The organism is Nocardia carnea, from assembly GCF_029868325.1.
Taxonomy (GTDB): Bacteria; Actinomycetota; Actinomycetes; order Mycobacteriales; family Mycobacteriaceae; genus Nocardia; species Nocardia carnea_C.
In genome coordinates this window covers 1-14026 of record NZ_JARWNW010000197.1, presented here as the reverse complement: position 1 = coordinate 14026, position 14026 = coordinate 1, and the positions used below count along the sequence as shown (strand labels likewise).

Below are 14026 nucleotides of genomic sequence, written 5' to 3'. Positions count from 1 at the left end.
TCCCGTCCGGGGCGGGATCCCGCGGGCGCTCCGCCCTCCGGCATCCGGCGGCGTTGGGGTGGCGGCCCCCTGGTTACGGTTTCCCGCCCGCTATACTCAGGGGGGTAATGCGGCGATCGGCCGGCGGCCCCAGCAAACGGGTATCAGGCGTTCGCGCGCTCGGCGAACCATTTCAGGATGAATTTGCGCTCGCTTTCCACCACTCGCCGCTGCAGCTGTTCGGCCAGGGGTTCGATGGCGCCGCCGACCAGGGGGACCTTCACCTTCACCGAACCGGAGACCTCCAGTTCCGACCCGTCACCGGCGGGCCGGAGCCGGTAGGTTCCGGCCATCTCCGAGGAGATCGCCGACGAGGTGCCTTCGAACGTGCCCTCGGCGGTGTCACCTGTCAGCGGCTGCCAGTTGTCCACGCGGGTGACGACCAGATCGCTCTTGAGGACCTTGCGCACGATGCCGGGGATCTTTTCCGGGCGGATCTTCTCGCTCATCGCGAGCCGGACGGTGCCCGGCCCGCCCGGATGGGTCAGATCGAGCGTGGCTGTCTGCGCGCCGGCGAAACGGTCGCGCCACAGTTCTTCCCCGGTGAGCGCGGCATGGAGTTCGGCGACCGGGATCGGATAGGTCAGCGTGAAGCCGAATTTACGGGCCATGAGCGCCCACAGTAGCCGAACCTGCCACATTCACCTGCCCGTCGCTCCAGCCGCGCACAGCCACCCGATCCCACCGGAACCCGGGTCCGGACGACGCGCCGTTAGGCTGTTGCGGTGCCGCGACCCGGGCGCCGCCTCGGCGACCGGGTCTCATGGCTTTCGCCGGCGCGGCAACCGCCCGGCACCGCCCGGTCGCGGACGCCGACAGGGATCGAATCCGGAAGGAGGTAGCGTGCCCGACCAGGCTGATGTGGCCGAGCCGCCCGATCCCGTGCACGAGCTGGGTGAACCGGCGGAGCCGGAGCCGGCGGAAACCGCCCCGGCGGGGAGTGTGTCCGCAGAGTCCGCGCCGCCCGATTCTTCGGTGCGGGCCGAACGGCTGCGACGGATACGCGTCGGTGTGCTGATCGCCGCCGTTTCGGTGAGCGTGCTGGTGGTATTGCTGGTTCTCGCGGCCTGGCGCAACGATTACCTGATCGAATCCGACAAGGGCGAAACGACGGGTGAGGTGCTGTCCGCCGGCCGATTGCGATCGGCAGTGATGTACGTCACCCCGGACGGTGTGACCCACAATCCCAAAGTGGGCGTGCTGTACCCGACCAACCTGACCGCGGGCGAACGCATCAACGTCGAATACAACCGCGCCGACCCCGACCTGGTGCGGGTGGCCGGCCGCGATGTACGGGTAGCGATACCGCCGGCGCTGTCCGTGCTCGCCACGGTCTGGGCGCTGACGCTGCCCACACTGTGGCTGCTGTTGCGTGCGGAAACCGGTTCGATGAGTGTTCGCCGGATCTTCGATCCGGTGTCATATCGACGACGCGTCCCGGGATCCCCCGACCCCGCAGACTGACCCTTGTGCGCGTAGCCATCGTTGCCGAGTCCTTCCTCCCGAATATGAACGGCGTCGTCAACTCGGTCCTGCGGGTGCTGGATCATCTGGACCGGCACGGACACGAGGCATTCGTCATCGCCCCCGATACGCTGCGCGGACGTCCCCCCGCACCGCGGCACCACGGCAGATTCCCGGTGCACCGGGTGCCCGCGGTGATGGTCCCGAAGATCAGTTCGCTGCCCGTGGGGCTGCCACAGCCGGGGATGGTGGGGATTCTGGACGATTTCGGTGCCGATGTGGTGCATCTGGCGTCCCCTTTCCTGCTGGGCGCCGGCGGTCTGGCCGCCGCGCTGCGTCTTGACCTGCCCACGGTCGCGGTGTACCAGACCGATGTGGCGGGTTTCGCCAAGAGCTACGGACTGGGACTGGCCGAGCGCGCGGCCTGGGGCTGGACCAGGCGGATCCACGAGGGCGCGGCCCGCACCCTGGCGCCGTCGAGCGCCGCGGCGGAGAGCCTGGCCCGGCACGGGATTCCGCGGGTTCACCGGTGGGCACGCGGGGTCGATGCAGCGCGGTTCACCCCGGCGGCCCGCAACCCGCGACTACGCGACGAGTGGCGCGGCGGAAATGATCGGCTCGTGGTGGGATTCGTGGGCCGGCTGGCGCCGGAGAAACATGTGGAGCGGCTCGCGGTCCTGGCCCGCGATCCGGACGTTCGACTGGTGATCGTCGGTGACGGACCGCAGCGGCCGAAACTGGCCGCGATGCTGCCCGGCGCGGTCTTCACCGGCGAACTCGGTGGTGACGAATTGGCGCAGGCCTACGCCAGTTTGGATGTGATGGTCCACCCGGGTGAACACGAAACCTTCTGCCAGGGTGTCCAGGAGGCGCTGGCCAGCGGTGTTCCCGTGATCGGTCCCGACGCCGGCGGCCCCCGCGACCTCATCGCCCCGTGCCGCAACGGCTACCTGCTGCCGGTCGCGGAGTTCACCGAACTGCTGCCGGGCGCCGTCGCCGCCCTGCGCGATCCCCAGGTGCGCACCCGGTTCGGTGCCGCCGCCCGGAAATCGGTGCTACATCGCACGTGGCCGGCCCTGTGCACCGAACTCATGGGCCACTATGCCGACGTGCTCGGCACCGAATACCAGTTGTCGCGTTCGGCCTGATCGGCCCGCCGTGGTGACAGTGGCGCCGAGTAGGGTCGGGCTGTGGCGAAAACGCAATCGGTTCGGGCCTCGCTGGACAAGCAACCGCACGAGGTCGCTTCGATGTTCGATGGGGTGGCGCGACGATACGACCTGACCAATACCGTGATCTCGGCCGGACAGGATCGCTATTGGCGGTGGATGACCCGTAGGGCCATCGCCCCGCGCCCCGGTGAGCAGATCCTCGATCTGGCGGCCGGGACCGGTGTCTCCACCGTGGAACTGGGCAAATCCGGTGCCTGGTGCGTGGCCGCCGATTTCTCCCAGGGCATGCTCGCCGCGGGTCGGTTCCGTAAGGTCCCGATGGTCGCCGGTGATGCCATGGCACTGCCGTTCGCCGACAACTCCTTCGACGCGGTGACGATCTCGTTCGGCCTGCGCAATGTCGCCGATATCGATCTGGCGATGCGGGAAATGCTGCGTGTCACCAAACCCGGGGGCCGGCTGGTGATCTGTGAGTTCTCCACCCCGGTGATCCCGGTGTTCAAGACGATCTACATGGAGTACCTGATGAAGGCGCTCCCGCGGGTCGCGCGGGCGGTCAGCAGTAATCCGGACGCCTACGTCTACCTGGCCGAATCCATCCGGGCCTGGCCGAATCAGCGGCAGCTGGGCCGCCGGGTCGCGGACGCGGGCTGGGCCGGGGTGAAATGGCGCAACCTCACCGGCGGGGTGGTCGCCCTGCACCGGGGCTACAAGCTCGGGAGCTGACGCGCCGGTTCATTTTCCTCACAGCTGTGATTTTCGCCGGTGAAGTGGAATGTGATGCGGCGATAACATCGGGCAAACCCGAGGAAACGGCTCGCGGGCACCATCGGAGACATGTCCGAGGGATACACGAGCGAGTCGGGTCCGGAGGCGGTCGGGCAGTCGGACCACGCCGGGCCACCGGTCGGGCCCGCGGGAAAGCCGGGCACGACCAGGACGGCGTGCTCGTACTGCGGGGTGGGCTGCGGGATCGAGGTCACCACGACTCCGGATGCCACCGGCGCTCCGGTGATCGCCCGGGTAACCGGCGATAAATTGCATCCGGCGAATGCCGGGCGGCTGTGCACGAAGGGCGCCACCCACCTCGAACTGATGCGGACGCCGGGCCGGATGACCACCGCGTACCGCCGGCCCCGGCGCGGTATCGAACCGGAACCGGTGGGGGTGGACGAGGCGGTGGCCGAGGCCGCGACGCGGTTGCGGGCGATCCTCGACGAGCACGGGCCGGACGCGGTCGCACTGTATGCCTCCGGGCAGATGTCGCTGGAAGCGCAGTATCTGGCGACGAAGCTCGCCAAAGGGTATCTGCGGACCGTACACATGGAGGCGAATTCCCGGCTGTGCATGGCGAGCGCCGGCACCGGCTACAAGCAGTCGCTCGGGGCCGACGGCCCGCCCGGTTCCTACGATGATTTCGATCGGGCCGACCTGTTCTTCGTCATCGGCGCGAATATGGCCGATTGCCATCCCATCCTCTTCCTGCGCATGTCCGAGCGGCTCAAATCCGGCGCGAAGCTGATCGTGGTGGACCCGCGGTGTACCGATACCGCCGCCCGCGCGGACCTGTTCCTGCAGATCCGGCCCGGAACCGATCTCGCACTGCTCAACGGGCTGCTGTACCTGCTGGTCGAGGCCGGTGATATCGACGAGCAGTTCATCGCCGAGCACACCGAGGGCTGGGCCGCGATGCCGGAATTCCTCGCCGCCTACACTCCGGATCGGGTCGCCGCGATCACGGGCCTGGCCGAGGCGGATATCCGCACCGCCGCCCACTGGATCGGCGCGGCGGGCGAATGGATGAGCCTGTGGACGATGGGGCTGAATCAGTCCACCCACGGCACCTGGAACACCAACGCACTGTGCAATCTGCATCTGGCCACCGGCGCCATCTGCCGCCCGGGTAGCGGGCCCTTCTCGCTGACGGGCCAGCCGAATGCCATGGGCGGCCGGGAAATGGGATACATGGGTCCCGGGCTCCCCGGCCAGCGCAGCGTGCTCTCCCCTGCCGATCGGACGTTCGTGGAAACGGCGTGGGACCTGCCGCCGGGCACCATACGCGCCGAGGCCGGACCGGGCACCGTGGAAATGTTCCGGCGGCTCGCGGGCGGCACGATCAAAGCGGCGTGGATCATCTGCACCAATCCGGTGGCCACGGTGGCAAACCGCAAAACAGTGATCGCGGGCCTGGAGGCCGCCGAACTCGTGATCACCCAGGATGCCTACACCGATACCGCCACCAACACCTATGCCGACCTGCTGTTACCGGCCACCCTGTGGGCCGAGGCCGATGCCGCGATGGTCAATTCCGAACGCACCGTGACCTTGCAGCGGCAGTCTGTCGAACCGGCCGGCGCCGCGCGCCCGGATTGGCAGCTCATCGCCCAGGTGGCGACCGCCATGGGCTTCTCCGGTTTCGACTACGGCTCCGCGGCCGAGGTGTTCGACGAGATCCGCGGCTTCGCCAATCCGGCCACCGGTTACGACCTGCGCGGGATGAGTCACGACGAGCTGCGCGAGGGCCCCATGCAGTGGCCGTGCCCCGACCCGGCGCAGCGCCGCAACCCGATCCGCTACCGCAACGACGGGGCCGGCGGGGAGCCGTTCGTCGACGACACCGGGCACCGGCCACGCCTGGCCTTCCCCACCCCCAGCCGGCGAGCGGTCTTCTGGCCGCGCCCGCATCTGTTGCCGGCGGAAATGCCGGATGACGACTACCCGTTCCTGCTCAACACCGGTCGCCTGCAACATCAGTGGCATTCGATGACCAAGACGGGCCGGATCGGCAAGCTCGGCAAACTGAACCCGGAACCGTTCGCCGAGGTCCATCCCGACGATGCCCGCGATCTGGGGCTGGCCGCCGGCGACCAGCTGGAGATCACCTCCCGGCGCGGCCGCGCCGTCCTCCCCGTGCGGATCAGCGACCGGGTGCTTCCCGGCGGATGTTTCGCGCCCTTCCACTGGAACGACGAACAGGGCGAATACCTGACCGTCAACGCCGTCACCAACGATGTGGTGGACGCCGATTCGCTGCAACCGGAGTTCAAGGCCTGCGCCGTCGCGTTGCGCCGGGTCGCGCCGGTGGTATCCGCCGAAACGCCCGCGACTACCGACGGCCGGCAAGAACTCGCGGCGAGCCCCGGGGACCATCCGCTCGCGACGATTCTCGGGCTGGATGCGGCGACCTCCCCCACCCTCAGCGAATCCGAGCGGATCTATCTCGGTGGATATCTCGCGGCGTTGCAATCCTTGCCGGTGTCGGGGCAGCCGGTGCTCCCGGAGACCGCGCCGGTGTCGCGGCAGAGCCGGCTCTGGGTGGACGGACTGCTGGCCGGTATGTATTCGCGCGCCGGGCATCCGGATTCGGCGGCGGTACCGGAACCACCGAGCCCGGCCGTGACGGTGCTGTGGGCCTCACAGACCGGCAATGCCGAGGAATTCGCAGCCACCGCGGCGCAGCGGCTCACCGCAGCCGGGTACCGGCCGCGGCTGATCGATATGGATTCCTGCGATCTCACCGCGCTGACGGGCGATGTCCTGGTGGTCAGCAGTACGTTCGGCGACGGCGGCCCACCGGACAACGGCGCCGATTTCTGGACCCGGCTCGACGAGAGCACGAACCGGCTCACGGGCGTACGGTTCGCGGTGTTCGCCCTGGGCGATTCCTCCTATGACGATTTCTGCGGCCACGGCCGGCGGCTCGATACGGCGTTCGCCGAACGAGGCGCGACCCGGCTGCTACCGCGGGTGGACTGCGAACCGGATTTCGCCGGGCCCGGTTCGGATTGGCTCGACGAGGTGATCGCGGCATTCGGTGGTGCCCCGGAGCCGGGCGGCGGCAGTGGGAATACGGGTGCGGAATTCCCCGCAAGCACGGTCACCCGATCCGGCACGCCCGCCGCCGGATTCAGGGCAAGCGCGACCGAGCGCGCGGGTACCGACACCAGCTTCGCCGGGGTCACAGCCGGCAGTGTCGGAGGCCGAGCTCCCGCGGGCGACATCCTCGTGCGGCCGGAGGGAGGGTTCGCCGGCGCGAATCCGAGCGGGCGAACCGGTTCCGGTGTGGCCACCGCGACGGGCCTGCTGGAGCGCGGGGCACCCGTACGCCCGGGGCATCCGACGCCGGCTCCGTTCACCAGGGCACTACCGGTCCCGGCACCACTGGTCCGCAACGAGGTGCTGACAATTCCCGACTCCACCAAGGAGGTCCGGCGGATAGCCTTCGATCTCGGCGATACGGACGCGCGCTACGAGGTGGGTGATTCACTCGGGGTCTGGCCGAGCAACTGCCCGTCGCTGGTCGGTGAGTTCCTCGACGCGGCGGGTTTGGCAGCCGGGCGGACCGTCACCGCGGGCGATACCGAGATGCCGCTGGAACAGGCGTTGCGCACCCATTTCGATATTGCCCAGGTCTCCCGGGACCTGCTGGAATTCGTGGCCGGCCGCAACCCCAGCAACCGGCTGGCCAAACTGCTGCGCCGCGATAACCGCAACGAACTGGCCGGCTATCTGTGGGACCGGCAGCTGGTGGACGTGCTGCGCGATTTCCCGATCCGCGCCGACCTCGTGGAGTGGCTCGACGTCCTGAAAAAGCTGCAACCACGCCAGTATTCGATCTCCTCCAGCCCACTGGTCAGCCCGCGGGAAGTGGAGCTGACCGTCGGGATCGTCCGCTACGGCGATCCGCGGATGGCGGGCTCGGCGGCCCGGCGCGGCGGCGTATGCTCCACTTTCCTGGCCGATCGCGCCGCCGCGGCCGTACCGATCTTCCTGCAGCGTTCCCCGCATTTCCGGCCCCCGCTGGATCCGAACGTGCCGATGATCATGGTGGGCCCGGGCACCGGTATCGCGCCGTTCCGGGGTTTCCTGCACGAACGCCGCGCTCTCGGCGCCACCGGGAAGAACTGGTTGTTCTTCGGCGACCAGCACGCGGCACAGAATTTCTACTACCGCACCGAACTCGAGGATATGTTCCGGACCGGCCATCTCTCGCGGCTGGATCTGGCGTTCTCCCGTGATCAGCGGGAACGGATCTACGTGCAGCACCGGATGATCGAACACGGCGCGGAACTGTGGTCGTGGCTGCGCGAGGGCGCCCACTTCTATGTCTGCGGTGACGCCGCCCGGATGGCCGGGGATGTCGACGATGCCCTGCTGCGCATCGCCCGTGTCCACGGCAAACTCGACGAGGACGGCGCCCTGGCGTTCAAGAAGCAGCTGGTGGCCGAGAAGCGTTACGTCCGTGACGTCTACTGAACCGCTGCCACCGGCACGGCGGGCGGGTTCAGGCGGGTGAAATCGGGCAGGCGGTAATACGGGTAGTAAGGGTAGGGCGGGGTGAGTGCGCTGGCCGCGTCCAACCGCGCGATCTGATCGGCGGTGAGTTTCCAGCCGACGGCGCCGAGATTCTGCCGTAGCTGCTCCTCGTTGCGGGCACCGACGATCACCGTGCCGACCGTCGGGCGGGAGAGCAGCCAGTTCAGCGCTATCTGCGGGACGGTCCGGCCGGTTTCGGCGGCGATCTCGTCCAAGGCGTCGACGACGTTGTAGAGATGTTCCTGGTCCACCGGCGGGCCAGCTTCCGCCGTGCGGTGCAGCCGGCTGCCCGCGGGCAGTGGTCGGCCACGGCGGATCTTGCCGGTCAGCCGGCCCCAGCCGAGTGGACTCCAGACCACCGCGCCCACGCCTTCGGCGACACCCAGTGGCATCAGCTCCCACTCGTAGTCACGTCCGGCCAGCGAGTAGTACACCTGGTGGGCGATATAGCGGGTGAGCCCGTGCCGGTCGGCGGCGGCCAGCGATTTCATCAGCTGCCAGCCGGCGAAATTGGAGGCGCCCAGGTAACGGATCTTGCCGGCGCGCACCAGATCGTCGAGCGCGTGCAGGACCTCCTCGACCGGGGTCCGGGCGTCGAAGGCGTGCAACTGGAACAGGTCGATATGTTCGGTCCCGAGCCGGCGCAGCGCGGCTTCCACAGCGCCGATCAGCCGGGTGCGGCCCGAACCCGCATCGAACGGACCGGGTCCGGTGGGCAGGCTCGCCTTGGTGGACAGCAGCAGGCGGTCGCGCCGGCCGCGGATGGCGGCGCCGAGCACCTCCTCGGAGGCACCGTCGGAGTACACATCGGCGGTATCGAACATCGTGACCCCGGCGTCCAGGCTGATATCCACCAGGCGGCGGGCCTGTTCGACGTCGGTATCACCCCAGGCGCCGAACAGTTCCCCGCGGCCCCCGAAGGTGCCGGCACCGAAGCTCAGTGCGGGAACGATCAGGCCGGAGGCTCCCAGGCGGCGGTATTCCATCTCGACTCCTAATGGGTCTAGAGTGTCATTAGTAATTCGAAGATACACCGATAGACGACTAAATGAAACTGGAGTTCCTTTATGACACTCGATGAGGCCGGTCCAGGATCGGTTCGCCCGGGCGGCCGCACCGCCCGCGTCCGCGCCGCAGTACTCGAGGCGGCCGGCGATCTGCTCGCCGAACACGGCTTCGCGCGACTCGACCTGGCCGAGGTCGCCACCCGGGCCGAAGTAGGGAAGACAACGGTCTACCGGCGCTGGCGCACACCGGCCGGGCTGACCGCCGATCTGCTCGTCGATATGGCCGAACAATCGCTACCGCGCGCGGATACCGGCTCATTGCGCGGCGACCTCACGGCCAACGCCCGCCTGGTCGCCAAAACCCTCACCGACCCCCGGCAGAGCCGCCTCTTCCGTGCGGTGATCGCCGCCGCCAGCTTCGACGAAGCCGCTGCGGTTGCACTCCGCCGTTTCTACGATGTGCGGCTCACCGAATGGTCACCTTGTATCGCCGACGCCATCGAACGGGGCGAGGCGCCACCCGGTACCGACCCCCGCGCGGTGCTCACCGCCGTTTCGGGCCCGCTGTACTACCGTCTGCTGGCCAGCGGCGACCAGATCGATGACCAGGCGGCACAGGTCGCGGCGGAGGCCGCGGTACGCGCGGCTGCAGCAGGGGTATTCGTGCGCAGCGGAACCTGATCGCCTGCGACCGGCCGGCCTGCCCGCATCACCAGAGATGCTCGTAATCGAGGGCCGCGGCCCCGATCAGGCCCAGCCCCAGCAGGACGAAGACGATACGCACCGACAACGGGCCATAACTGGTGACCACCCGCAGAACGGATCGGTACACACGCTGGGCCCGCCGCGTACGCCGGGTCGCCAGCGCGAGCACCACCAGCGGCGGTAGCAGCGCAAGCGCGCAATAGGCGATGACGATCAGCGGCCACACCGCCGGCAGGGGGTCCCGGGCCGATATCAACGCCAACCCGGCCAGATACGGAATCGCCGTCGGCGCCTGCGCCAGGCCGATGACCATACCTGCCATACCGAGCAGCCAAGGGCGCCGCCGGATGGTCACCGTCCACGCCGGAGGTTCGGCCTGCGCACCGGCGGGCACGGCGGCGATCACGAGCAGGACGAGACCGAAAGCCAAAGCGCCCCAGGTACGGATGGTCGGCGTGAGCTCGAAATCGACCAGATCGGTGAGGAAATCGATCCCCAGCACCGCCAGCAGCCCGAAAGTCGTGGTGACCGCGAAAACCCCGGCGATGAAACTCGCCCCACCGGGTACCGGTGATTTCCGGGCGAGCCTGCTGTCCACGACGATCGCCGCGGTAACCCCCACCAGCAGGAGATCAAGGGAATCTATGAACGCGAACCCGGCGAGGGCGAGCAGTAGAGCGATCATGGCGCCGCCAGCCTACGCGGTCACGCACCGGCATCGCGCGCCGCCGGTAAGCCGCCTCCATTGCGCGCCACCGGTAACCCGGCACGGGCACCCGGCGCTGGAAAACCGCGGATGTCTACCTGCGGCCGGCAATGAAATGCCGCAATCTCACCGTGCGCCCGCCTGCCCGCCTCGGGAACAGTGCACTGATACAGGTCCGCTTTCGCCGGCTGCCGCGGTTGCCGACGGCACGCCACAAGCCCTCGCCGGGGGCGCACTCCACTGACCTCCGCGCGGTGCCGTTCGGGGAGCTCCGCTCCCGTGCGCGGACGAGCAGCGGCAGAGTCCGGGGTCGATCGCCAGCAGGATTCCGAGGATCTCCCCGCCAGCGGTGCCCGCCCGGCGGACTTCATTACGGCGGCCCTCCCCGGCGCACGTCACTGCAGGGCCCGGCGCACGTCACTACAGCGGCAGCAAGCGGCGGCCCGCCGCGCAGGATCACCGTACCCCGCGATCTCCGGAGTCCTCGGAGCGCAGGCGCCATCCGCCCGGGCGGAATACCGGCCGCTCGGATTCCTGAGCTCCAGACCTCGGCAAGGGTGCATCAGTCCGCCGTGCGTTGCGCCGTCTCGGCCACACGCGCTGCCGAAAACCCCGGCCGCGGCATGTACCCGGCCACAGTGATCGACAGGGCTGTGACCGGTGACGTAGCCCGCATGATCACACGCCCGGAACCGACTTACCCCGAGACGCGGTTCGTCGACTCACCGTGGCGAGGGAGCCAGAAGGGGTCTCGCCCGGTGAACCCCAGCACCCGGTGCAATACCGGCGCCGCGGACCCGATCGGCACGGTCGGGCCGAAAAGGCCGGGGGTGCCCTCCGCGGGCGTGTCCTTCAGGAAATCCAGCAGAACGGCGAGATCGGAGTCGTCCACTTTCAGTTCCTGGCCGGTGGCACGCGCCAGGTCCCAGGCGTGGATGACGATCTCGTCCAGCACAACCCGTGCGGTGACGGGCGCCGGCATCGTGACCCCACCCGCTTCGGTATCCCCGTCCCACGCCGCGGGCTCGCGCCAGGCCTGCACCAACGCCCGCAGCCGAGCCGGGACGGCTGTGCGCCACTCGGCGGACAGCGCAGTACCGGAACCGAATTCGGGTGCCGCGGACGCGCCGAGTGATTCCTTGGCGGCAGCGGCTCGGAACGCCTCCGCCAAACCTTCCACGTGTTCGAGCAACGCGCGGACGGGGATATCGGCGGGCGTGGGCGCGTCGAGCTGGGTGTCGTCGATCGCGGTGACGATATCGGCCAGCGCGTCCGCCGCGGGCGACAGGTCGAATTCCGGGTGCATACGGTCTCCTCGATCCGGGGCTGCTGTAGTCCAGACGAGGCTGCGGGCACAAACTCATCGGCCCCGCGCAGCGCCTCGGACAGTCGTGAATCGGCCCGACCGGCGGCGCTACCGAATCAAGGGCCCGCACGAGACGGCGGGCGAAACTCATCGGCCGCCCACCGGGGCAGTCGTGAATCGGCCGGTCCGGCGGCAACGCCGATTCAGGGAGCCGGTCCGCGTCGAACCCCCACGAGGAGGCCTATCCGCGCTTCGATCCTGCTCGCCGTACCGGGGTTGTGCATCGGATACGGCTGCGTTTCCACGAAACGCCTGGTCAAGTGCACTCGGGGCGCTGCATGGCCCCGGAGGCCGAGCTCGTCCGCGAGGAGCTCAGGAATCGATCCTGGCGCGGACGGCGGCGTGCAACTCCCGCAACCCGGAGCGATCGGTCAGGACCTCGAGCACGCGGAAACCGGACCCGGAGCCCGCGAGTTCGGCGGCCAGCTCCTCCGGGCCCACCTGCCGGTGCGGGATCCGGTACGCCGCGCAGAGCGCGGAGAGGTCCATCCCGTGCGGGGTACCGAAAACCCGCTCGAAAACACCGGCGTACTGGGGGTCGCCCTGTTCGAGAAGTTCGAAGATACCGCCGCCGTCGTCGTTGGCGACCACGATGGTGAGGTCGTCGGGGCGGGGTTCACCGCGGCCGATCAACAGACCGGACGCATCGTGCAGGAAGGTGAGGTCACCGATCAGGGCGATGGTCCGGCCGCGGTGGTGCAGGGCGGCGCCTACCGCGGACGACACCGTCCCGTCGATACCCGCGACGCCGCGATTCGACAGCACGCGCACGCCCGGCTTCGGCGCCGCGACGAGTGCGGCATCGCGGACCGGATTCGAGGCGCCCAGCAGCAGCTGATCGCCTTCCCGCAAGGCGTCGGTGATCACCGCGGCAACGTGCAGTCCGGTGGGTTTGGGATGGCGTTCCAACTCGTCGCGCACCACGGCGCGGGCCCGCCGGTCCAGTTCCCGGCAGCGGTCCAGCCACTGCGCGGTCGGTGCGCCGCTGGTCACCGCCCGGGTACCGGTGCCGACCACATTGCCCGAGACATCGGGCCAGCGCGGGCCGGTGGTCAGCGCGTACACCGTCACCTCGGGGTCGGCCAGCACCTTCGACACCTGCCGATGCAGAGTCGGGCGGCCGGTGATGATCGCCTGCCGCGGTTTCAGCAGCGGCAGCGCAAGCGGGTGCAGGGCCGGCCCGTGCACGGGGGCGGTGGGTTCGGCCACCGTGGGCAGATCGGCGAGCTCGGCGCGCAGTCCGGCGCCGTGGCCGGAGATCACGACGGTATCCGGGGTGAGGTCGATCTCGAGTGGAACGTCGAGTGTCGCGTACTGGGTGGCTGTCCACGGCTGGTCCACACCGCGTCCGGGCGGGGTGGATTCCGTACCGCCCGGCTCCGGGACCAACGGTTCCCGCAGTGGGATATCGAAATGGACGGGACCGGCGTTGCCCGAACGGGTGCCCCGCGCGGCGGCCAGTACCCGGCACACCGCAGACCGCCACACGCTGTTCTGCCGTGGATACTCGGCACCGGATTCGGTTTCGGCGAGGCCGAGGCTGATGGTCGCCCGGACCTGGCTACCGAACAGGCCGAGCTGTTCGACTGTCTGATTCGCCCCGGTACCGAGCATTTCGTAGGGCCGGTTGGCGCTGAGCACGATCAGCGGGACCCGGGCGTAATTGGCCTCCAGGACCGCCGGGCCGAGATTGGCAACCGCGGTGCCCGAGGTCATCACCACCGGCACCGGAGCGCCCGAGGCGATCGCCAGGCCGACGGCGAGGAATCCGGCCGTCCGTTCGTCGACGCGCATATGCAGCCGCAGCTGCCCCGCCGCGTCGGCCGCCTGCAGTGCGAAGGCCAGCGGAGCGTTACGCGAACCGGGGCACAGCACCACTTCCCGCACCCCACCACGGGCGAGTTCGTCGACGACCACCCGGGCTTGCGCAGTTGACGGATTCACGACTCCAGACTGTCAGACCCCGGCGGCCGCGTCTGCGTCACCCTGCTCACATCGGCGAGGCCGCTCGCGGACAGAACCCGGTCTTCCGCAACCCCCTGGAATTCCCCCGTTGGGGACCTCGTCGTCGAGGCCCCCCCCGGGGGGGGGGGGGCCCCCCCCGCGGGCGCGCCGCCCCGCGATTGGCCGGCCTCCCCGGCCGAGTGCTGTTCACGGTGGACGACGGCCGCGGCGATGTGAGCAGCCTGCGGCCCGATATCGGGATACACGGTCTCGGCGACGATCGTTTCGCACTGGTGCTCGCCGGCCG

General features: G+C 69.2%; 10 protein-coding genes. 5 read left to right on the top strand and 5 right to left on the bottom strand.

Going from position 1 to position 14026, the window contains the following annotated elements:
* Nucleotides 1-143: 143 nt before the first annotated feature.
* Nucleotides 144-650: a DUF2505 domain-containing protein gene (locus QH196_RS16425; RefSeq protein ID WP_280416666.1), complete on the bottom strand. Its 507-nt coding sequence runs from the start codon at nucleotides 648-650 to the stop codon at nucleotides 144-146.
* Between the two features lie 364 nt (nucleotides 651-1014).
* Between QH196_RS16425 and QH196_RS16420 the strand changes: the two genes are divergently transcribed.
* The 4 genes from QH196_RS16420 (at nucleotide 1015) to QH196_RS16405 (ending at nucleotide 7931) form a co-directional block, all read left to right on the top strand.
* Nucleotides 1015-1503 carry a DUF3592 domain-containing protein gene (locus QH196_RS16420; protein WP_280416667.1) on the top strand — a complete coding sequence of 163 codons (489 nt, stop codon included), beginning with the start codon at nucleotides 1015-1017 and terminating at the stop codon, nucleotides 1501-1503.
* Between the two features lie 5 nt (nucleotides 1504-1508).
* A complete protein-coding gene (locus tag QH196_RS16415; protein ID WP_280416665.1) occupies nucleotides 1509-2651 on the top strand; it encodes a glycosyltransferase family 4 protein in 1143 nt (380 codons plus the stop codon).
* A gap of 42 nt (nucleotides 2652-2693) precedes the next feature.
* Entirely contained in the window at nucleotides 2694-3401 is a 708-nt protein-coding gene (locus QH196_RS16410) for a demethylmenaquinone methyltransferase (RefSeq protein WP_280416664.1), read from the top strand.
* A 111-nt stretch (nucleotides 3402-3512) separates the two neighbouring features.
* Nucleotides 3513-7931, top strand: coding sequence for a bifunctional nitrate reductase/sulfite reductase flavoprotein subunit alpha (locus QH196_RS16405; RefSeq protein ID WP_280416663.1), 4419 nt, complete (start codon nucleotides 3513-3515; stop codon nucleotides 7929-7931).
* Here QH196_RS16405 and QH196_RS16400 read toward each other — a convergent pair.
* The gene (locus tag QH196_RS16400; RefSeq protein ID WP_280416662.1) at nucleotides 7925-8977 is read right to left on the bottom strand and encodes an aldo/keto reductase; all 1053 of its coding nucleotides are present in this window, start codon (nucleotides 8975-8977) and stop codon (nucleotides 7925-7927) included. The genes QH196_RS16405 and QH196_RS16400 overlap by 7 nt on opposite strands.
* 81 nt (nucleotides 8978-9058) lie before the next feature.
* On the opposite strand from QH196_RS16400, the gene QH196_RS16395 reads away from it, so the two are divergent.
* A complete protein-coding gene (locus QH196_RS16395; protein WP_280416661.1) occupies nucleotides 9059-9679 on the top strand; it encodes a TetR/AcrR family transcriptional regulator in 621 nt (206 codons plus the stop codon).
* A 28-nt stretch (nucleotides 9680-9707) separates the two neighbouring features.
* On the opposite strand, the gene QH196_RS16390 is transcribed toward QH196_RS16395, so the two are convergent.
* The 3 genes from QH196_RS16390 to menD form a co-directional block, all read right to left on the bottom strand.
* Nucleotides 9708-10388, bottom strand: a complete 681-nt coding sequence (locus QH196_RS16390) for a GAP family protein (RefSeq protein ID WP_280416660.1) — start codon at nucleotides 10386-10388, stop codon at nucleotides 9708-9710.
* A 718-nt stretch (nucleotides 10389-11106) separates the two neighbouring features.
* Nucleotides 11107-11715 carry a TIGR03086 family metal-binding protein gene (locus tag QH196_RS16385; RefSeq protein ID WP_280416659.1) on the bottom strand — a complete coding sequence of 203 codons (609 nt, stop codon included), beginning with the start codon at nucleotides 11713-11715 and terminating at the stop codon, nucleotides 11107-11109.
* A 372-nt stretch (nucleotides 11716-12087) separates the two neighbouring features.
* Nucleotides 12088-13719, bottom strand: coding sequence for a 2-succinyl-5-enolpyruvyl-6-hydroxy-3-cyclohexene-1-carboxylic-acid synthase (menD, locus tag QH196_RS16380; protein ID WP_280416658.1), 1632 nt, complete (start codon nucleotides 13717-13719; stop codon nucleotides 12088-12090).
* Nucleotides 13720-14026: the final 307 nt, after the last annotated feature.